The sequence below is a fragment of the Rheinheimera hassiensis genome (genome assembly GCF_022436675.1).
Taxonomy (GTDB): Bacteria; Pseudomonadota; Gammaproteobacteria; order Enterobacterales; family Alteromonadaceae; genus Alishewanella; species Alishewanella hassiensis.
Map to the genome: position 1 here is coordinate 32,510 of NZ_JAKUJZ010000012.1, position 19,545 is coordinate 52,054.

Here is a 19,545-nt window from a genome sequence, read left to right on the forward strand (position 1 = left end):
AAGCTGGAGCTATTACCTGAACGAACTGCTGAAATGGGCGTGTTTTAAGTGGTTGGATATATTTATAATTTTCTCTTATTGATCTTTCTTTTCGTGCTTTATTTTCCTATACAAAACGAGCTGAAAATCTTACCCAGCAAATCATCAGAACTAAACTCGCCGGTTATTTCATTTAAGTGCTGCTGGGTTAGCCGCAGCTCTTCGGCGAGAATTTCGCCGGCGATATAGCTGTGCAGTTGCTCCTGGCCAATAGCAAGGTGCTCTGCGGCACGATCCAGTGCGTCTAAATGGCGGCGGCGGGCGAGAAAGCTGCCTTCGGTACTGGCGTCAAAGCCGATACATTGTTTTAAATGCTCGCGCAGCGCATCGATACCATCGCCGGTTTTGGCCGACAAACGATACACGGGTGTATGACTATCAGTATCCGGAGTCATTGGTTCGCCGGTTAAATCGGCTTTATTGCGAATAACCGTTACACCCAAATTTGCCGGTAAGCGGTCGATAAAGTCGGGCCAGATATCGTGCGGGTCGGTGGCGTTGGTGGTGGTGCCGTCGACCATAAACAACACACGGTCGGCCTGCTCAATTTCTTTCCACGCCCGTTCTATACCAATTTGCTCCACCTGATCGGTAGCATCACGTAAACCGGCAGTGTCGATAATATGCAGCGGCATACCATCGATATGAATATGCTCGCGCAGCACGTCGCGGGTGGTACCGGCTATTTCGGTCACTATAGCCGCTTCATGGCCGGCTAGGGCATTTAGCAGGCTGGATTTGCCGGCGTTAGGTCGTCCGGCTATTACTACCTTCATGCCTTCGCGCAAAATACTGCCCTGGGTCGCCTGCTTTTTTACGGTGGCCAGGTAGTCGATAATTTCAGCTAAATCGGCGGCGACTTTGCCGTCGGATAAAAAGTCGATTTCTTCATCAGGGAAATCTATCGCTGCTTCGACATACATGCGCAGGTGAATAACTTTTTCTACCAGTTGATGAATACGGTTCGAGAACTCGCCTTGCAGCGATTGCATGGCACTGCGTGCAGCTTGTTCGCTGCTGGCGTCAATTAAGTCGGCGATGGCTTCGGCCTGAGCTAAATCGAGCTTGTCGTTTAAAAAAGCGCGCTCTGAGAATTCGCCGGGGCGGGCAATACGGACATTCGGCTGGGCTAATACCTGTTTTAACAGCATATCGAGTAATACCGGGCCGCCATGGCCTTGTAGCTCAAGTACATCTTCGCCGGTAAACGAATTTGGGCCGGGGAAGAGCAGGGCAATGCCTTGATCCAGCACCTTGGCTTGGCCATCAAAAAACGGTAAGTACTCAGCGTAGCGCGGTTTAGGCAGTTTGTGCAGGATAGCCTGAGCTACGGCTTTGGTGTCGGGGCCGGAGATGCGGATAATACCAACACCGGCGCGGCCGGGGGCGGTGGCTAAAGCGGCGATGGTGTCGGTAGTAAACATGCTGTTGCCTCTTAATAGAAAAAGCCTGTCAGCACAAGGCGACAGGCCATTGGTATTGTTCAGGGTATGAACCGGGAAATTCCTGCTTCGCCGCCTTCGACAGTACGTCCTTGTACTGTCTCAGCCTGCGCGGCATCCCTGCCGCTGCTACGCAGGAACACCCGGTTCACACCTCATGGTATTTCAATCAAGCTTTTTTAGTATGTAAGCCTTTCTTTTCCATACCACGGTAGATATACAGCATCTGTGCCAGTGAAATCAGGTTACTAACAAACCAGTACAGTACCAGGCCACTTGGAAACCACAGGAAGAATACTGAGAACGCCACCGGCATCCACATCATGATCTTCTGCTGCATTGGGTCAGTTACCTGCATCGGCGTTAGCTTTTGCATTAAGAACATGCTGGCACCAAACAACACTGGTAATACATAGTAGGGGTCAAGCGCGGATAAATCGTCAATCCACAACATAAACGGTGCATGACGCAGCTCAACACTTTCAACAAATACCCAGTACAGCGCAAGGAAAATTGGCATCTGGATAATCATCGGCAAGCAGCCACCCATAGGGTTAACTTTTTCTTTGCGATACAGTTCCATCATCGCCGGCCCCATTTTCTGCCGGTCGTCTTTATAGCGTGCTTGCAGCTCTTCAATTTTTGGCTTTAAGTTACGCATTTTCGCCATTGACTCGTACTGCACTTTAGTTAGCGGGTACATCGCGCCTTTAACGATAATGGTGATGCAGATAATGGCCAGGCCCCAGTTTACTACAAAGCCCTGGATGGTCGTCAGTAACCAGAACAACGGTTTAGAGAGAAACCACAGAAAGCCATAATCTACTGTTAAATCTAAACCACTGGCTAACTTTTCCAGGTTGTCCTGATTTTTCGGACCTGCGTAAAAGGTGCTACCTAAGGTGGCTTCAGCGCCTGGCTCAATATTGACTACCGGGCCTTTAGTGCCAATAACACCCTGCCCGTTACGTACCATACTGTATAACTGGTTATCAGCTTGCTGATCGGGTACCCAGGCAGATACAAAATAGTGCTCTAACATGGCCACCCAGCCACCTACTGTAGCTTCAAGCAGGTTTTTATCTGTCATGTCGTCAAATTTGTACTTGGTGTAACGTGTTGATGACGTACCATAAGCGCCGCCACGGTAAATTGGCATCATCATGCTGCTGCTTTCACCGTTATCGATAGTTTGCACCAGGTGCTGATACGGCTGCACGGTTTTAACTTCGCCGCTTTGGTTTTGGATAAAATATTCTACCCGGACATCATATTGGCCAGCGGTAAAGGTAAAGCGTTTTTCAATTTGCAGGCCGTTGTGGTTAAACAGCAAAGGCACTACCAGCTCGGTTGCACCTTCGGCCAGCGTGTAACTGTTTTGTGCGCTGCTATATACCGGGCGCGCGTTACGGCTGTCGTCCGGGCCGTCGCGGCCAATCAGGCCACTTTGGGCTACGTACTCAAAACCGGGCAGGCGGCGCATTAATGGGTAAGCATCACCGGCACCTTTATTCAGTTCGAACGCGGGCAATTGCAGGTCAACAATATCACCGCCACGGCTGTCAATGCTCAGCTGCAGTACGTCAGTATTAATGCGGATAGTACGTGCCGCTGCTGCCACTGCGGTAGCCGGTTGTTCGGCATCGGCGGTGGTTAGCTGTAAATCAGCAGAACTGCTGCCAGAAGTTTGGCTTTGCTGCGTTACCGGGGCGACTGGTTTTGGCGCAGTGTCAATATTCCACTGTTGCCAAAGTAAAAAACTGACCAGTGCCAGGCCAATAACTAATAAACTACGTTGTGATTCCATGGCTTAGCTTTTCTCATTGTGCTTTTCAGGAACAGGATCATCACCGCCTGCATGTAAGGGGTGACATTTTAATAAACGTTTCGCCGCTAACCAACTGCCTTTTAGTATGCCAAAGCGTTCTATCGCAGTAATAGCGTAATGTGAACAAGTCGGATGAAAACGGCAGCTGGGTCCGAATAGTGGGCTAATCAGTCTCTGGTAACCGCGCAGCAGCGTTAACGCTATGCTGACAGCGAAGCGGTGTACTGGCGAGCGATCTTGCGCCATAACTTTTCCAGTTGCCTCTGTAACTCATCATTAGCCGTATTGCTAATATCACCTTTTACCATCAGCACCAAATCGACACCAGGCAACTCATGTTGATGCAAACGAAAGCTGTTACGCACACAGCGCTTAATGCGATTGCGTTGCACGGCTAATTTAACACGTTTTTTTGCGATAGTAAGGCCTAATCGGGGATGAGGCAGATGATTGGCTTTTGCCAAGATGGTGAACAGCGGGGAAGAAACCCGAAAAGGAAGTTGGAAAACGTTATCGAATTGACCGGGAGTTAACAGTCGTAACTCCCTGCCGAATTTCAAGCTGACCACGCAGCGGTTAACAGCTAATTAAGCTGATAAACGCTGACGGCCTTTAGCACGACGACGCGCTAATACCTGACGACCACCTTTGGTAGCCATACGTGCACGGAAACCGTGGTTACGCTTGCGCTTTAATACGCTTGGTTGAAAAGTTCTTTTACTCATAATTTCATCCGTCCGGTCGAAATATTTACTAAAGGTTTCTGTGTTTTAGTAAATATACCAAAACGCAGCTGACAAAAATGAGCGCGAATTTTAAGTAGTCTGCAGCTTAAAGTCAATCTGATCCTGTGTTTTATTGCACGGCGATCAACTCAGATCCTGTTTTCACTAAAGTTTTCCACAGGCAGGCCTATGCTAACTGAATAAAGTGTGAGTTATTTTACTTTTAGTTTAAATTCTTCGGGCAAAAAGCAGTGGTATTATGAAAAGGTATAAGAGAATTTATGTTATATAAAACATTTAGTTATGGCTAATTGCGCTGGCAATGCGTTAATTTACAAAAGTCAATATTGAAGTTGTGGATAAGATAGTACCATAATGTGCGCTTCGTTAACTTACGCCAGCCTTTTTAATCATAATAACTAAGGCTTCAGGAGATATGGTGTATCAGTCCGTTTGGCAAAATTGCCTGCAAGCGCTGCAAGCCGAATTGCCCGCGCAGCATTTCAGCATGTGGATCCGCCCGCTGCAAGCTGACAGTTCTGACACAGGGCTAACCTTGTACGCACCCAACCGCTTTGTGCTGGATTGGGTACGCGAGAAGTACCTGAACCGGATCATGGAGCTGATCCACGATTACTGTGGCGATGACGCGCCACGGCTGAAGTTTGACGTAGGTTCCAGCCAGAGTAATAAAGCGCGTTCAAATACTCCGGCGCCGGCCTTAGCGGCTGTGCCCCAGGCCGCGCCTGTGCAAAGAGAAGCGCCCGAGCCCGCACCGAAAACTATTGTTACCAGTAATGTACGCGCCAACTACACCTTTACTAACTTTGTTGAAGGTAAATCTAACCAATTGGCGCGAGCTGCTGCCAGCCAGGTGGCCGATAACCCCGGCACAGCTTATAACCCGCTATTTATTTACGGTGGTACCGGTTTAGGTAAAACTCACTTATTGCATGCAGTAGGTAATGGCATACTGGCAAAAAAGCCGGATGCTAAAGTGATTTATATGCACTCTGAACGCTTTGTACAGGATATGGTAAAAGCGTTACAAAACAATGCTATAGAAGAGTTTAAACGCTATTATCGTTCGGTAGATGCGCTACTTATCGATGATATTCAGTTTTTTGCTAATAAAGAGCGCTCGCAGGAAGAGTTTTTCCATACCTTTAATGCGCTGCTTGAAGGCAACCAGCAAATTATTCTTACCAGCGATCGTTACCCGAAAGAAATTGACGGCGTAGAAGACCGGTTAAAATCGCGTTTTGGTTGGGGCCTGACCATTGCCATTGAACCGCCAGAGCTGGAAACCCGGGTGGCTATTTTGATGCGTAAAGCGCACGAAAACCAAATTCGCCTGCCCGAAGAAGTGGCATTTTTTATTGCCAAGCGGTTACGCTCTAACGTGCGCGAACTTGAAGGCGCGTTAAACCGCGTTATTGCTAACGCCAATTTTACTGGCCGGCCTATTACTATCGACTTTGTCCGTGAAGCACTGCGCGATTTACTCGCGCTGCAGGATAAGTTAGTTACCATCGAAAACATCCAGAAAACCGTTGCCGAATACTATAAAATCCGCGTTGCCGATCTATTGTCTAAACGCCGCTCGCGCTCGGTAGCCCGGCCGCGGCAAATGGCGATGGCGTTGTCAAAAGAGCTGACCAACCACAGTTTGCCGGAAATTGGCGATGCTTTTGGCGGTCGCGATCACACTACAGTGCTGCATGCCTGTCGTAAAATCGAGTCGCTAAAAGAAGAAACGCACGAAATAAAAGAAGACTTCCAGAATTTAATCCGTACTTTGTCATCGTAAAGGGACTTGGTCATGCAATTTACTATCAACAGAGACGCCTTACTTAAGCCATTACAAATGGTGTCTGGCGCTATAGAGCGCCGCCATACGCTGCCTATTTTATCTAACGTATTACTGGAAGTAACCGAAGCAAGCTTGTCACTTACCGGTACTGATTTAGAAGTAGAGCTGGTTGCCACTACCGATGCCCTTAGTGTACAAAGCCCCGGCCGTATTACCGTGCCAGCAAAAAAGCTGTTGGATATTTGCCGCAGCCTGCCGGAAGGTTCTGATATTCGCGTACAACTGCAGGGTGATAATTGCATTCTTACCTGCGGGAAAACCAAGTTCACTTTATCTACCTTAAGCGCGTCTGAGTATCCTAACCTGGAAAGCTGGCAGGGTGAGGTAGACATTCAGCTAACACGGATGCAGTTGCGCAAGTTGCTCGACGACACTGCGTTTTCTATGGCGAATCAGGATGTACGTTATTACTTAAACGGCTTGCTGTTTGAAGTAGATAACGGCGCGGTAAAAGCGGTAGCGACTGACGGCCACCGTTTAGCATTAAGTGGCCTTGATTTACCGGGCCTGACGGCGCAACAAAAGCAAATTATTATTCCGCGTAAAGGCGTGCTTGAAGTGATGCGCTTGCTGGCCAGCGATGATCAGCTGATTACTTTGAGCCTGGGCCAAAACCATATTCGCCTGACAGACAGCAACTATGTGTTTAGCAGTAAGCTGATTGATGGCCGCTTCCCCGATTACCGCCGCGTATTGCCGCGTAACAGCAATAAGCTGGTTACGGCGCATCGCAGTGTATTAAAAGATGCCTGCACCCGGGCGTCTATTTTATCTAACGAAAAATACCGCGGTGTACGTTTTACGCTAACCAGTGGCGAGCTGCAAATTGTGGCGAACAACCCCGAGCACGAGCAGGCCGAAGAAATTATTGAAGTAGAATACCAGGGCGACAACCTGGAAATTGGTTTTAATGTCGGCTACCTGCTGGATGTACTCAATACCTTAGCCACCGATTTAGTGGTGCTGCACCTGAACGATGCTAACTCCAGTGCACTGGTAGAGGGCGTTGGCAATATTGGTGCATCTTACGTTGTTATGCCAATGCGCCTGTAACGATGTCACTGTTGTCAGTTAGCGCCAGTCAGTTTCGCAATCTGACGGCAGTGTCTTTAAGCGCGCATGCTCAGTTTAATTTAATTATTGGCATGAACGGCAGCGGCAAAACCAGTTTGCTGGAGGCCATTTATTATTTAGCGCATGGCCGGTCATTTCGTACCAGCCGGCCGCAGCGTTTAGTGCAACACGACACAGATGCCTTTGTTATTCATGCTAAGGTGTCAGCGCAGCAGCAGGTGCACAGTTTAGGCTTACAGCGCGATAAGCAGGGCGATTTGGTGCTGCGGCTTAATGGTGCCAACGTAAACCGGCTGGCAGAGTTTGCCAGCTTGTTGCCGGTACAGCTGATTACACCAGACAGCTTTCGTTTATTTTTTGGCGGCCCGAAAGAGCGTCGACAGTTTTTTGATATGGGATTGTTCCACGTGGAACCTGCCTTTTTCGATAGCTGGTTGCGTTTTAATAAAGTATTAAAGCAGCGCAATGCTTTGCTAAAAACCAGCCGCCAGTACGACAGCCAGTTTGAGTTTTGGGATCAGCAGTTTGTATTGCTGGCCTTTGAGCTACAGCAGTTGCGGCAACACTACGTTAGCCAACTGGAAGCCGCGTTTCGGCAGTTGACTGGCGGCGACGAATTAATGCAGCAGTTAAGCTTTCAGCTGCAGCAGGGTTGGCCAGAAAAAATCAGCAATCCTGCAGAGTTACAGCAGCTGTTGCAACAAAGCTTTAGCCAGGACAGCCGTATGGGCTTTACCCAGTATGGCCCGCAAAAAGCCGATTTAAAGATTAAAAAAGACCAATGGGCGGCAGAAGAAGTGTTATCCCGTGGTCAGTTAAAAGTGTTATTATTTGCGCTTAAAATTGCGCAAAACAATGTAATTCGTGACAACGGCCAGAAACAACCGCTGTTGTTAATCGATGATTTGGCGTCGGAGTTAGACCAAGAGTCAACCCGACAGATTTTTAGCTATTTACGCGATATTAACTCACAGGTTTTTATTACTGCAATTAACGCTGAACAGGTTTCACCTTTTATCACCGCCGATCAACTGGCGATGTTTCACGTGGAACACGGGCAGCTAACAGCACGGACAGATGACGATGGCCGAACAACATAACTACGATTCCTCGAGCATTAAAGTATTAAAAGGACTGGATGCAGTTCGTAAAAGACCGGGCATGTACATCGGCGATACCGATGACGGCTCAGGCTTACACCACATGGTATTTGAAGTCGTTGATAACTCTATCGACGAAACCTTAGCTGGCCACTGCTCTGATATCTGGGTAACCATTCACAGTGATGGTTCGGTATCTGTACGCGATAACGGACGTGGTATTCCTACCGACATGCACGAAGAGGGTGTATCGGCCGCTGAAGTTATTATGACCGTGCTGCACGCCGGTGGTAAGTTTGATGATAACTCCTATAAAGTGTCTGGTGGTTTGCACGGTGTAGGTGTGTCTGTTGTTAACGCCCTGTCTGACAAACTCGAGCTTACCATTCGCCGTAAAGGCCAGGTGCATCAACAAATTTACCATTTAGGTGTGCCGCAAGCGCCATTAGCGGTAATTGGTGAAACCGAAGATAAAGGTACCACCATTCGTTTTTGGCCCAGCCCAACCGTGTTTACCGATATCAATTACCACTTTGATATTCTGGCCAAGCGTTTACGCGAGTTGTCGTTCTTAAACTCCGGTGTCAGCATTATTCTTAGCGACGAGCGCACCGACAAGAAAGACCACTTCAAATATGAAGGCGGCATAGAGGCTTTTGTACAGTACTTAAACCGTACCAAAACCAGCGTGCACCCTAAGGCATTCTATTTTACTGATCAGCGCGACGACGGCATTTCGGTAGAAGTAGCAATGCAGTGGAACGACAGCTATCAGGAAAACGTGTTTTGTTTTACCAATAACATTCCACAGCGTGATGGTGGTACTCACTTAGCCGGCTTCCGCGGTGCTTTAACGCGGGTATTAAATACCTATATCGAGCAGGAAGGCTACGCCAAGAAAATGAAGGTACAGGCCTCTGGCGATGACGCCCGTGAAGGCTTAACCGCTGTTATCAGCGTAAAAGTGCCAGACCCTAAATTCAGCTCGCAAACCAAAGACAAGCTGGTATCCAGCGAAGTGCGCTCAGCAGTAGAGAGCGTAATGGGCGAAAAGCTGAACGAATACCTGCTGGAAAACCCGGGCGATGCCAAAATTATTGTGGGCAAAATTGTCGACGCCGCCCGTGCCCGTGATGCCGCGCGTAAAGCGCGTGAAATGACCCGTCGTAAAGGCGCGCTGGATATTGCCGGCTTACCCGGTAAACTGGCCGACTGCCAGGAAAAAGACCCGGCGTTATCTGAACTGTACATAGTAGAGGGTGACTCTGCGGGTGGTTCTGCCAAACAGGGCCGCAACCGCAAAAACCAGGCAATACTGCCGCTGAAGGGTAAAATTCTGAACGTAGAAAAAGCCCGCTTCGACAAGATGCTGTCATCTCAAGAAGTCGGCACCTTAATCACGGCGTTAGGCTGTGGTATAGGCCGTGAAGAATACAACCCGGATAAAACCCGCTACCACAGCATTATCCTGATGACGGATGCTGACGTCGACGGCTCGCACATCCGTACGTTGCTGTTGACCTTTTTCTACCGTCAAATGCCTGAGCTAATCGAACGCGGTTATATCTATATTGCTCAGCCACCACTGTACAAAGTGAAAAAGGGCAAGCAAGAGCAGTATATTAAAGACGAAGCGGCGTTAACCGAGTACCTGACCACCCTGGCCCTGGACGAAGCCTCACTGCATGTTAATGCAGACGCGCCGGGCATTGGTGGTGCAGCGCTGGAAACCCTGGTACGCCAGTATCACAAGGTATCGGCCACTATCTTGCGGTTAACGCGGAAAATCCCGTATAACCTGTTAAACGAGCTGATCTATGTACCGGCATTAGATGTTGCCCAGGCAAAATCGGCCGAGTACAGCGAGCAGTGGGCGAAGACACTGGTACAGCGTTTAGATGACAAAGAAGGCGACGGTTCAAGCTACAGCTATGTGGTGCACGAAGACCGCGAGCGTCAGCTGTTTCTGCCAAAAGTGATTATTCGCCAGCACGGTATCGACAATGAATACCTGCTGCACTACGACTTTGTTACCTCGCGCGATTACCTGAGTATTGCAGCACTGGGTGATGCCATTCGTGACCTGATCGAAGAAGGCGGTTATATCCGCCGTGGTGAGAAAATCAAACCGGTAGAAACCTTCCTGGAAGCGCTGGACTGGCTGATGAGCGAATCAAAACGCGGCCTGTATATTCAGCGCTATAAAGGGCTGGGCGAGATGAACCCGGATCAGCTGTGGGAAACCACCATGGACCCGCAAAGCCGTCGTATGCTGCAGGTAACTATTGAAGACGCCATCGGCGCCGACCAGTTGTTTGCCACGCTAATGGGCGACCACGTAGAACCACGCCGCGCCTTTATTGAAGAGAACGCGCTCTACGTAGCTAACCTGGATGTATAATCTGATGTACGATTAAAAAACGGGCCTACGGGCCCGTTTTTATTTGTGAGCTGCAATATTCTCCGGTTCGGCATAGTAATAACCGACACCATACATAGTGTGGATGAAGCGTAGTTTGGGGTAGAGCTGGCGGTGTTTGGCGCGTAGTTTGCGGATATGGCAATCTATAGTGCGCTCGCAAATATCTGCATAATCGGTATAGCTGCTGTCCATCAGGTGGCTGCGGCTAAATACCTGCCTGGGGTGGGTTGCCATTAACTGATGAAACTTAAATTCCAGTTTAGTTAGCTTTACCGATTGCTGCGGCGAGCTTAGCGTAAAGCGCAGGGTGTCTATAATTAGCAGTGGCGGTGGTTGCGGGCTGGCAGGTTCAATAATAGGGCTAGCCGGGCCTGCCAGGGCTTTTAAATGCGAGCTTAAGTCGCCAAGTACGCCGTTTAATTCGGTGATCTGTGCAGCCATACGCTGATAGAGATCTGGCGGAATATCAGATTTACGCACCTGTTGTTCCAGCAGCGATACCAGCAAAAACGCTTTCTGTGAAAGTTGTACACCTTCATGATTGTCCGTTTTATCTGTCACTGTCATCGCACCTCCCGAAAACAATACTATGAATGAAAACTGAATAATGTGAAGGGTATTTTACCTTTATTAACGCTTTTCCCTGATCCTTCCATAGTTTTTCCACATTGTTTCGCTAACCTGATACTGGCTGAATACGGCTGGGTTAAGGTAATAATGGCTATGAACAAATATCTTGTTTGCTTACTGCTAAGCATAAATACACTAACAGCGTGTTCATCTTTTGATGATGCGGCCCCGCCAGCTGGCCTGGAAGACAGGGTACGGCCGGACGCGGGTTTACCGGTGTCGAAACTGGACAAGCCAGACCCGGATGACCCTTACTACGCCGCACTGGAACCCGAGCCTGAAGTGATGCCGCTAAAAAGAAATGGCTCCTTGTTTAACCCCGACCGGTTGCACAGTTTGTATGTTGAGCGCTCGCACTTTAAAGCTGGCGATATAGTGTCGGTGCAATTGTCGGAGTCGACCCGCGCGACCAAAAAGGGTAATACCGAGCTGCAGAAAAGCTCTGACTACAACCTCGACCCGATCCAGATCCCCGGTGGTAACCTGCGAATTGCCGGTAAAGAAGTAAACCTGGGCCTAAGCCAGGACCAACGCTTTAAAGGTGACGGTTCTGCCAGCCAAAGTAACGACTTTGAAGGTGAGCTAACGGTAACGGTAATGCGGGTGCTGAATAACGATAACCTGCTGGTGCGTGGCGATAAATGGATGCTTATTAATAACGGTAAAGAATTCATAAGGTTAACCGGAATTATCCGGGCAAAAGATGTCGATAAAGATAACAAAATTAAATCGACTAAAATTGCTAACGCCCGCATTGAATATTCCGGTACCGGCGCCCTGGCTGACAGCCAGCGTCTGGGCTGGTTAACTGAAAAACTGAATAACCCTGAGCTATGGCCATTTTAAACCTGCGCCTGCTGCTGGTAGTAGCGCTGGCGCTGCTTAGCGGCTGCAGCTATGAGCGCACTATAAGATATACGCTGGAGCCGCCAGAGCAGCGGCTGATCCTGGAAGCTACCGGCTATGCGGTGGTGGAGTCGCAGCCCGGCGTTAGCTATGAAGATAAGTTACTGGTGGCTATGGCGGCGTCGCGCCAGGATGCGTACCGCCAACTGGCAGAACAGCTTTACGGCAAAAGGTTAACGGCCAGCTCAAGCGCTGAGCAGTCGGTGCTGCTTGAGGATACTGTACAAAGCCAGGTGCAGGGCGTAATAAAAGGTGCTGAGCTGGTTGAAGCGACGGTAGACGGCAAGCTGTATGTAACCCGGCTAAAACTGGACACGGCTAATTTAATTACACTGCCGCAGGCTAGTCTAACCCCGGCCAGCCCCCGGCAGAAGTGGTGGCGCTGATGACAATATTACGCCTGACACTGGCAGCGTTACTGACATTTAATGTACAGGCCGAATGGTACAGCGGTAGCGGTACGGCGGTTATTTTTGATGATAACCGCCAGCTGGCACGGCAACAGGCGGCGAAACAGGCGCTGCGTAATGTACTGCTACAGGGCGATGTATCGCTCGCTGCGTTGCAGTTGTATCGTCAGGAAGATCTGGCCGAAGAGTTATTTGCCCTGCATTCGTCTGTGCCGGTATCACAAATTGTTATTCAGGAAGAGCATGAGCGCGACGGCCAGCTGTCAATTACGTTAAAAGCCGACGTCTGGCCGCAGGCAAATCTGTGTGATGATCGCAGCATAGCCAAGGCACTGGTGTTAACGCCATTTAGTTTGTCGGCCGGGGCAACGCAGGTTGCGCTGGGCAATAATGCACTGAATACAGAAATAAACCGCCGTTTTACTACGGCGGTGCAGCGCAGCCCGGCTGATTTTCTGGTTAAAGCCATAACCGCCGAGCCACTGTTTGCCCCCGAGCAGTATCAGCAGGGCCCGGCGCAGCAGCAACTGCGTAATATGGCGGAATCATCACAGGCACAATTTATTGTCGCAGGAAGGCTGCGTAATTTATCGTTTGGCCGTCAGCAGGCCGGCTTGCTAAAAAAAGAACGCTGGGTTCGCCAGTTTGCGCTGGAAGTCAGCGTGCTTGATGGCGTTAGTGGCCGGCCAATTCAAAGCCAGATTTACCAAACGCGCACCTTATGGCCGTTTGCTATGACCACAGAGCTAGATCCGGCCAGCGATCAGCTGTGGCGCTCTGATTTTGGCATCGAGCTGCAAAGGTTAATCAATGAAGCAGTGGATGATATTGCGGTAGCGCTTAGTTGTGTGCGTGTTAAGGCTCAGGTTATCCGGGTGACAGGCAGTAGCATTACTATCAGCGTTGGCAGCAGGCAGGGGATAAAGCCGGGCGATACCTTTAGCCTGCTGCATAGCGACAGCTTTACTGATAGCTGGGGGAACAGCTACGCCGTAACGGCTGAAAATGACAGCCAACTTGAAGTGGTACGGGTGTATCCGGACCATGCAGAAACACGGGCGGTTAAATCTCATTATCTGGCTCCGGTGCAGGTGCGGGATCAGGTGCAACTAGACAGTGTGAGGGAGAGACAATATGCAAATTAACAGCAATATGTTTAGCACCATGACAGACTGGTTAAGTGACGGCACAGCAGAAAGCGATAACAATGCTGGCTTTATGCAAACACTGAACTCTGCGCTGGACCCCAATAACGAAAACGCAGAGCAGCAAGCAACGCAGCTGGTAAGCATGCTGAGCGGACAAGACGACACAGCATCTGCGATGAAGGGTTCTGACGCTATGTTTGCCGCCCTGACACAAAATATGATGCAAAGCATGGTGCAGGCAGCGCTGGCGCCGACACCTGAACAAGCTGCTGCAACGGCAGCAGAAGCGGCAGATCCTGCCGCAACAGCCTTTGCTGATGGCAGTTCACCTGGCCTGGGCGATGCGCTGGATATTATTAACCCGCTGCAACATATTCCACTGGTAAGCCAGTATTACCGCGACTGGACCGGCGATGATATGGGCTATATTTCACAGGTGGCCGGTGGTGCGCTGTGGGGCGGTAGCCTGGGGGTAGCCACTTCTTTTGTTAATCTCGGCCTGACCAGCGTGATGGGTAAAAGCCCAGCACAGTATATGCAGCAGTTTTTTACAGCTGATGAAGCCGCCACTGCCAGCCCGGGCAATGTAGCAGCAAGCGCGCCATCGCCAACTCCGAAGCCAGCACCGGCCCTGCGCCCGGCCAGCAGTTAACCGCGTTTGATTTTCCCGTTTGGGGGCCATTGCGGCCCCCAATCCTGCAATAACTGCAACCGGGCCGCTAACATTTTTGCCAAAAGCCGGTTCTGACCCTACAGATCACTGCCACAACCAAGTATACTTTCCAGTCATTTTTTCAGTGAGTCACTACGCATGCATAAGTACGATATTAAAACCTTCCAGGGGTTAATACTGGCCTTACAGGATTACTGGGCGCGGCAGGGCTGTGTATTGGTACAGCCACTGGATCTGGAAGTAGGTGCTGGTACTTTCCACCCTATGACCTTTTTACGCTCACTGGGGCCGGAACCGACCAACGTGGCCTATGTGCAACCTTGCCGTCGGCCCACAGACGGCCGCTACGGCGAAAACCCGAACCGGTTGCAGCATTACTATCAGTTTCAGGTAATTTTAAAGCCGTCACCGGATAATATTCAGGAGCTGTATTTAGGCTCGTTACGTGAACTGGGTATTGATACCCTGGTGCACGATATCCGCTTTGTTGAAGACAACTGGGAATCGCCGACACTGGGCGCCTGGGGTCTGGGCTGGGAAGTCTGGTTAAACGGTATGGAAGTCACCCAGTTTACTTACTTCCAGCAGGTAGGGGGCTTAGAGTGCCGCCCGGTTACCGGCGAAATTACCTACGGTTTAGAGCGCCTGGCGATGTATATCCAGGGCGTCGATTCTATTTACGATCTGGTCTGGACCGACGGCCCGCTCGGCCGGGTAACCTATGGCGATGTGTTCCATCAGAATGAAGTTGAGCAAAGTACCTATAACTTTGAGCACGCTGATGTTGCCGCGTTGTTTAGCTACTTTGATCAGTGCGAAAAAGAAAGCCAGTACTTAATTGAGCAAGGCCTGGCTTTACCTGCCTACGAGAAAGTAATGAAGGCCTCGCACGCTTTTAATATGCTTGATGCCCGCCATGCTATTTCGGTAACCGAGCGCCAGCGCTATATTCTGCGGGTGCGGGCACTGGCTAAAGCCTGTGCTGAAGCCTATTACGCTACGCGTGAGAAGCTGGGTTTCCCACTATGTAACAACCAGCGCAGCAAGCAGGAGGCATAATGAGCGTGCAAGATTTTTTTGTTGAAATTGGCACCGAAGAGCTGCCACCCAAGTCGTTAAAAACGCTGGCCAGCGCCTTTGCCGACAACCTGAGCGCCGAACTGGCCAAACTGGAATTAAGCCACGCCGACGTGCTTTGGTACGCTGCACCACGCCGTTTAGCGGTGCGCATTAATGGCTTAGCCGCGCAGCAGGCTGATAAAGTTGTCGAAAAGCGCGGCCCTGCTATTGCCTCCGCCTTTGACGCTGACGGCAAGCCTACTAAAGCCGCTCAGGGCTGGGCTGCCGGTTGTGGTATTACCGTAGAGCAGGCGGAAAAGCTGGAAACCGATAAAGGCGCCTGGCTGTTGCATAAAGCCAAAGTGGTTGGCGCAGCAACGGTAACCTTACTGCCGGAAGTAGTGCAGCTGGCATTGGCCAAATTGCCGATTGCCAAACCGATGCGTTGGGGCAACTCTACCGCTGAGTTTATCCGCCCGGTACATACCATTATCATGTTGTACGGCAAAGATGTAGTACCGGCGACTATTCTGGGCCGCGTCAGTGGCAACCAGACCCATGGCCATCGCTTTCATGCACCGGAAAAAGTCGCTGTTAACCATGCGGATGACTACCTGGCCACCCTGCGTAAAGCCTTTGTGGTGGCAGATTTTGCTGAACGTAAGGCCTTTATCGCTGCAGAAGTAGCAAAAACTGCTGCCGGACTTAACGGCAAAGCGCTGATGGACGATGCTTTACTGGAAGAGGTTACCGCCCTGGTCGAATGGCCGGTGGTGTTAGTGGGCAGCTTCGAGCAAAGCTTTCTGCAGGTGCCGGCAGAGCCATTAATTTCTACCATGAAAGATAACCAGAAGTACTTCCCGTTGCTGGACCAAAACGACAAGCTGCTGAATAAGTTTATTTTTGTCGCCAACATTGCCAGTAAAGACCCGCAGCAGATTATTTCCGGCAACGAAAAAGTAGTACGGCCGCGCTTGTCTGACGCGCAGTTCTTCTTTAACACCGACCGCAAGCAAAAGCTGGAACAGCGCTTAGATAGTTTAAAAACGGTGTTATTCCAGCAGCAGCTGGGCACCCTGGCAGAAAAGTCAGAGCGTATCAGTAAAGTCGCCGGCTTTGTCGCCGCGAAAATTGGCGCCGAGCAAGCCGCCGCTGAGCGTGCCGGTTTACTGTCTAAAGCAGACTTAATGACTAATATGGTTGGCGAGTTTCCTGAAGTACAGGGCATTATGGGCATGCACTATGCCCGGTTGGATGGCGAAGGTGAAGCCGTAGCGCTGGCCTTGAATGAACAGTATATGCCGCGTTTTGCCGGCGATCAGCTGCCCAGCCGGTTAGAAGGTGCAGCAGTCGCCATTGCCGATAAGCTGGATACCTTAGTGGGTATTTTCGGTATCGGCCAGGCGCCGAAAGGCGATAAAGACCCCTTTGCACTGCGCCGTGCCGCAATTGGTGCACTGCGCATTATGGTAGAAAAACAGCTGCCGCTGGATCTGGTGGACATTATCGCCTTTAGCCAACAAACCTTCGGTAGCAAGCTGAGTAACGCCAAAGTGGCAGAAGAAGTACTCGACTTTATGCTCGGCCGTTTCCGCGCCTGGTATGAAGCTGAAGGTTATAGCGTTGATGTGATCCAGGCCGTATTAGCGCGTCGGCCGACGAACCCGGCGGACTTTGACCGTCGTGTTAAGGCGGTAGCAGAGTTTGGTAAGCTCGACGCTGCTGCAGCCTTAGCCGCCGCTAATAAGCGGGTAGCCAATATACTGGCCAAAGTAGAGGGTGATATTGCCACTACGGTAAATACCGCTTTGCTGCAAGAGGAAGCTGAGCAAGCCCTGCATAGCGCTATAGTGGCGGAGCAAGCCTATCAGGCCAGCCAGCACAGCTATGCCGAAGGCCTGGCGCACCTGGCCTCAATGCGTGATGTTATCGATCAGTTCTTTGACAAGGTAATGGTAAATGCTGATGACGCCGCCGTGCGGGCCAACCGCCAGGCGCTGTTAAAGCAATTACGCGAGTTGTTTTTGCAAGTAGCCGATATTTCCGTACTGCAATAATGCATTGAAGTAATTACAGAAAAGCCAGCTAAATGCTGGCTTTTTGTTAGAAAAATTAGCAACATGACATCATGTTAAATGCAGGAAATCACATCATGTCAGACAAGGCAGCCCCAACGAGCAAGGTGTCATACCACAGTTTGCATAAATATATATTGGAAAACCGGCGCTACTTCCATTCTTTACAGCAATTCTGCCGCAACCATCCCTCTATTCTGATTACATTACTATACCTGTTGTTGAGCTTGTCAGGCATTGTGCAAATGGTAGCGCTATTTCGCCATTTTAACTTTGATATTCTGCCTTATCTTGATCTTAGCGATTATGTTCTGGCCGGAGTAACGTTTTATCAACCGTTATTTCTGATGATCGCCGGCCTGTTGCTTGGGGCCTTGTTTTACTACATACACTTGCGTTTACTAAAGCGGTTGCGGTACCGACGCTGGAGTCGGGGGCGTGTTGTGAAAAACGGTTTACTGGCTAAACTGTACTTTCCCCGGCCGCAACTTACGATCCCGGTAGTATTATTAATTTTTACCGTTTCATATGCGTGGTCGCAAGGTAATCGCACGGCAGCACATTTACTTCATAATACTGCTGCAGAACTGCAGGTGCAGTTAATTTATCCGATGCCTTTTACCACAACCCCTCTGGCAGTAAATAATACGAGGTTAATAGCAAGAACATATAACTATATGTTTTTACTTAAAGATCAAAAACTACTGGTTGTGCCGAATGCCAATATAGCGGCTATCAGCCCGGTTCCTGAAGTGGCAGAAGTTAAACAAGAGCCTGAAACTGCCGAACCGGTAATATTGCCGGAGCCAACCCGGCCAGAGGCTGACGGGCAATAAGTCAGTTCACCTGATTACGGCCATTGCGTTTAGACAGGTACATTTGCTGATCGGCCAGTTTAACTGCGTCCTGAAAGCTGTCTGGGCTATCGCACAGTGCTACGCCAAAGCTGGCGCTGACTTTATACTCAGCATTGTTAGCCAACAACCGGCTACTGCCAAGCTGTTGGCGGATTTTCTCTGCTACCAAAAAGGCATCAGCGCGGCTGGTATGCGGTAAAATCAACAGAAATTCTTCGCCACCGGTGCGGCTGGCTATATCCTGTTGTCGCAGATTACGACGAAATAACGCTGCCACTGCTTTTAAAACTTCATCACCGACATCGTGGCCAAAGCGATCATTGAGCTGCTTAAAATGGTCAATGTCGCACATAATCAGCGCCATTGGTAAAAACTGCCTTGGTTGCTGTGCCAGACTTGGCAGCAGGCTTGAATCAATAAAGCGGCGGTTGGCTAATCCGGTTAATGAGTCGGTATTGGCTTGTATTTCTTTGCTTTGTTGCAGTAGGTCCATCGCCTGGTGGCTACGCTCACGGTAATGTTCGTTAATCCAGCATACAGCAATAACAATCAGCAAAGAGGCAATAAAACGGCTGGCTTCAGCGTCTTTGTACTGCGCCAGAATAAGTTCGGGTATAAACAACATAATGCATAACGCTACTAACATCAGGGCGTTACTCAGCAGGGCATTGCGCACGCCAAGTAAACCAAACAAAATGGCCGGAAACGGAAATACCCAATACAGCGCAGTATTATTAAAGCCGCCCTGATATACCAGGCTGAGCACAAAACTACCTACCAGCACCGCTTCAACGATACAAGCACGTTCAAGGTTACGGCTAAAATGAAACAGCAAAATATTCAGCAGAAATGCCAGCCCGGTACCAAACAGAATAATGGGCAGTAATATTTGTTCAGCATTAATATTTTTAACGCCATACACAAACATGATAGCGCTGGTGATATAGCTGACAAAAGCCAGAATATAATGCCGTCTGCGTGCATCAATGTTCTGTGCTTGTTTAGTGTAATTTCTGTTCAGTGATGCTTGCAACTACAGCCTCTGACTTCTGGTTTATATATATGATGCTAGCACAAATTTTCGCCAGTCAAGCAGCCAAATACGGCAGAGCACTGCAGAGAATATAAGCCGGCACGAACTGCATACAAAGTGCTGTTAATAATTTACCGGGGAAGGTGTTTTTGCGGGTGTTAACATTACATGCTGGTTACGCAAGTGTGATGGAGTACTCTGTTAGCGGTAAAAGAGTTTTTTGCCCCAATCCGGTGCTTGTTTGCACTATT

At 49.7% G+C, this 19,545-nt stretch carries 18 protein-coding genes; 11 read left to right on the forward strand and 7 right to left on the reverse strand.

Annotation, left to right across the window (positions count from 1 at the left end; translation table 11 throughout):
* Positions 1-98 precede the first annotated feature (98 nt).
* The 5 genes from mnmE to rpmH form a co-directional block, all read right to left on the reverse strand.
* The gene (gene mnmE / locus MJX74_RS20535; protein WP_240224894.1) at positions 99-1,463 is read right to left on the reverse strand and encodes a tRNA uridine-5-carboxymethylaminomethyl(34) synthesis GTPase MnmE; all 1,365 of its coding nucleotides are present in this window, start codon (positions 1,461-1,463) and stop codon (positions 99-101) included.
* A gap of 187 nt (positions 1,464-1,650) precedes the next feature.
* The gene (gene yidC / locus MJX74_RS20540) at positions 1,651-3,288 is read right to left on the reverse strand and encodes a membrane protein insertase YidC (RefSeq protein ID WP_240224895.1); all 1,638 of its coding nucleotides are present in this window, start codon (positions 3,286-3,288) and stop codon (positions 1,651-1,653) included.
* A gap of 3 nt (positions 3,289-3,291) precedes the next feature.
* Positions 3,292-3,555: a membrane protein insertion efficiency factor YidD gene (yidD, locus tag MJX74_RS20545; RefSeq protein ID WP_082694829.1), complete on the reverse strand. Its 264-nt coding sequence runs from the start codon at positions 3,553-3,555 to the stop codon at positions 3,292-3,294.
* The gene (rnpA, locus tag MJX74_RS20550; RefSeq protein WP_068237135.1) at positions 3,510-3,878 is read right to left on the reverse strand and encodes a ribonuclease P protein component; all 369 of its coding nucleotides are present in this window, start codon (positions 3,876-3,878) and stop codon (positions 3,510-3,512) included. Before rnpA ends, yidD begins: the two co-directional genes overlap by 46 nt.
* Before the next feature lie 18 nt (positions 3,879-3,896).
* Positions 3,897-4,034, reverse strand: a complete 138-nt coding sequence (gene rpmH / locus MJX74_RS20555) for a 50S ribosomal protein L34 (RefSeq protein ID WP_068237138.1) — start codon at positions 4,032-4,034, stop codon at positions 3,897-3,899.
* Positions 4,035-4,473: 439 nt separating this feature from the next.
* Here rpmH and dnaA point away from each other — a divergent pair, with 439 nt between their 5' ends.
* The 4 genes from dnaA to gyrB are packed head-to-tail and all read left to right on the forward strand — an operon-like array spanning position 4,474 to position 10,482.
* Positions 4,474-5,844 carry a chromosomal replication initiator protein DnaA gene (dnaA, locus tag MJX74_RS20560; RefSeq protein WP_240224896.1) on the forward strand — a complete coding sequence of 457 codons (1,371 nt, stop codon included), beginning with the start codon at positions 4,474-4,476 and terminating at the stop codon, positions 5,842-5,844.
* A gap of 12 nt (positions 5,845-5,856) precedes the next feature.
* Positions 5,857-6,960, forward strand: a complete 1,104-nt coding sequence (gene dnaN / locus MJX74_RS20565; RefSeq protein ID WP_068237141.1) for a DNA polymerase III subunit beta — start codon at positions 5,857-5,859, stop codon at positions 6,958-6,960.
* A gap of 2 nt (positions 6,961-6,962) precedes the next feature.
* Complete coding sequence (recF, locus tag MJX74_RS20570; protein WP_240224897.1) at positions 6,963-8,081, forward strand: DNA replication/repair protein RecF; 1,119 nt, start codon at positions 6,963-6,965, stop codon at positions 8,079-8,081.
* The gene (gene gyrB, locus MJX74_RS20575; protein WP_240224948.1) at positions 8,065-10,482 is read left to right on the forward strand and encodes a DNA topoisomerase (ATP-hydrolyzing) subunit B; all 2,418 of its coding nucleotides are present in this window, start codon (positions 8,065-8,067) and stop codon (positions 10,480-10,482) included. Before recF ends, gyrB begins: the two co-directional genes overlap by 17 nt.
* A 39-nt stretch (positions 10,483-10,521) precedes the next feature.
* Here the strand turns inward: gyrB and MJX74_RS20580 are convergent, their stop codons facing one another.
* A complete protein-coding gene (locus MJX74_RS20580) occupies positions 10,522-11,070 on the reverse strand; it encodes a winged helix-turn-helix domain-containing protein (RefSeq protein ID WP_240224898.1) in 549 nt (182 codons plus the stop codon).
* A gap of 156 nt (positions 11,071-11,226) precedes the next feature.
* On the opposite strand from MJX74_RS20580, the gene MJX74_RS20585 reads away from it, so the two are divergent.
* The 7 genes from MJX74_RS20585 (at position 11,227) to MJX74_RS20615 (ending at position 18,240) form a co-directional block, all read left to right on the forward strand.
* The gene (locus tag MJX74_RS20585; RefSeq protein WP_240224899.1) at positions 11,227-11,979 is read left to right on the forward strand and encodes a flagellar basal body L-ring protein FlgH; all 753 of its coding nucleotides are present in this window, start codon (positions 11,227-11,229) and stop codon (positions 11,977-11,979) included.
* Positions 11,967-12,425, forward strand: a complete 459-nt coding sequence (locus MJX74_RS20590) for an LPP20 family lipoprotein (RefSeq protein ID WP_240224900.1) — start codon at positions 11,967-11,969, stop codon at positions 12,423-12,425. Before MJX74_RS20585 ends, MJX74_RS20590 begins: the two co-directional genes overlap by 13 nt.
* Complete coding sequence (locus tag MJX74_RS20595) at positions 12,425-13,594, forward strand: flagellar assembly protein T N-terminal domain-containing protein (protein WP_240224901.1); 1,170 nt, start codon at positions 12,425-12,427, stop codon at positions 13,592-13,594. Before MJX74_RS20590 ends, MJX74_RS20595 begins: the two co-directional genes overlap by 1 nt.
* Positions 13,584-14,249, forward strand: coding sequence for a hypothetical protein (locus MJX74_RS20600; protein ID WP_240224902.1), 666 nt, complete (start codon positions 13,584-13,586; stop codon positions 14,247-14,249). Before MJX74_RS20595 ends, MJX74_RS20600 begins: the two co-directional genes overlap by 11 nt.
* A 159-nt stretch (positions 14,250-14,408) precedes the next feature.
* Positions 14,409-15,329, forward strand: a complete 921-nt coding sequence (glyQ, locus tag MJX74_RS20605; protein ID WP_068237157.1) for a glycine--tRNA ligase subunit alpha — start codon at positions 14,409-14,411, stop codon at positions 15,327-15,329.
* Positions 15,329-17,386 (forward strand): glycine--tRNA ligase subunit beta, encoded by a 2,058-nt coding sequence (gene glyS, locus MJX74_RS20610; RefSeq protein WP_240224903.1) that lies wholly within the window; start codon positions 15,329-15,331, stop codon positions 17,384-17,386. Before glyQ ends, glyS begins: the two co-directional genes overlap by 1 nt.
* A gap of 95 nt (positions 17,387-17,481) precedes the next feature.
* Positions 17,482-18,240: a hypothetical protein gene (locus MJX74_RS20615; protein WP_240224904.1), complete on the forward strand. Its 759-nt coding sequence runs from the start codon at positions 17,482-17,484 to the stop codon at positions 18,238-18,240.
* Position 18,241: 1 nt separating this feature from the next.
* Here the strand turns inward: MJX74_RS20615 and MJX74_RS20620 are convergent, their stop codons facing one another.
* On the reverse strand, positions 18,242-19,294 hold the full coding sequence (locus MJX74_RS20620) for a GGDEF domain-containing protein (RefSeq protein ID WP_240224905.1): 1,053 nt from the start codon (positions 19,292-19,294) through the stop codon (positions 18,242-18,244).
* Positions 19,295-19,545: the final 251 nt, after the last annotated feature.

Coding starts and splice junctions, on each gene's coding strand:
- mnmE (WP_240224894.1), bottom strand. CDS start 1,463: ATGTTTACTACCGACACCATCGCCGCTTTAGCCACCGCCCCCGGCCGC.
- yidC (WP_240224895.1), bottom strand. CDS start 3,288: ATGGAATCACAACGTAGTTTATTAGTTATTGGCCTGGCACTGGTCAGT.
- yidD (WP_082694829.1), bottom strand. CDS start 3,555: ATGGCGCAAGATCGCTCGCCAGTACACCGCTTCGCTGTCAGCATAGCG.
- rpmH (WP_068237138.1), bottom strand. CDS start 4,034: ATGAGTAAAAGAACTTTTCAACCAAGCGTATTAAAGCGCAAGCGTAAC.
- dnaN (WP_068237141.1), top strand. CDS start 5,857: ATGCAATTTACTATCAACAGAGACGCCTTACTTAAGCCATTACAAATG.
- recF (WP_240224897.1), top strand. CDS start 6,963: ATGTCACTGTTGTCAGTTAGCGCCAGTCAGTTTCGCAATCTGACGGCA.
- gyrB (WP_240224948.1), top strand. CDS start 8,065: ATGGCCGAACAACATAACTACGATTCCTCGAGCATTAAAGTATTAAAA.
- MJX74_RS20580 (WP_240224898.1), bottom strand. CDS start 11,070: ATGACAGTGACAGATAAAACGGACAATCATGAAGGTGTACAACTTTCA.
- MJX74_RS20585 (WP_240224899.1), top strand. CDS start 11,227: ATGAACAAATATCTTGTTTGCTTACTGCTAAGCATAAATACACTAACA.
- MJX74_RS20590 (WP_240224900.1), top strand. CDS start 11,967: ATGGCCATTTTAAACCTGCGCCTGCTGCTGGTAGTAGCGCTGGCGCTG.
- MJX74_RS20595 (WP_240224901.1), top strand. CDS start 12,425: ATGACAATATTACGCCTGACACTGGCAGCGTTACTGACATTTAATGTA.
- MJX74_RS20600 (WP_240224902.1), top strand. CDS start 13,584: ATGCAAATTAACAGCAATATGTTTAGCACCATGACAGACTGGTTAAGT.
- glyQ (WP_068237157.1), top strand. CDS start 14,409: ATGCATAAGTACGATATTAAAACCTTCCAGGGGTTAATACTGGCCTTA.
- glyS (WP_240224903.1), top strand. CDS start 15,329: ATGAGCGTGCAAGATTTTTTTGTTGAAATTGGCACCGAAGAGCTGCCA.
- MJX74_RS20615 (WP_240224904.1), top strand. CDS start 17,482: ATGTCAGACAAGGCAGCCCCAACGAGCAAGGTGTCATACCACAGTTTG.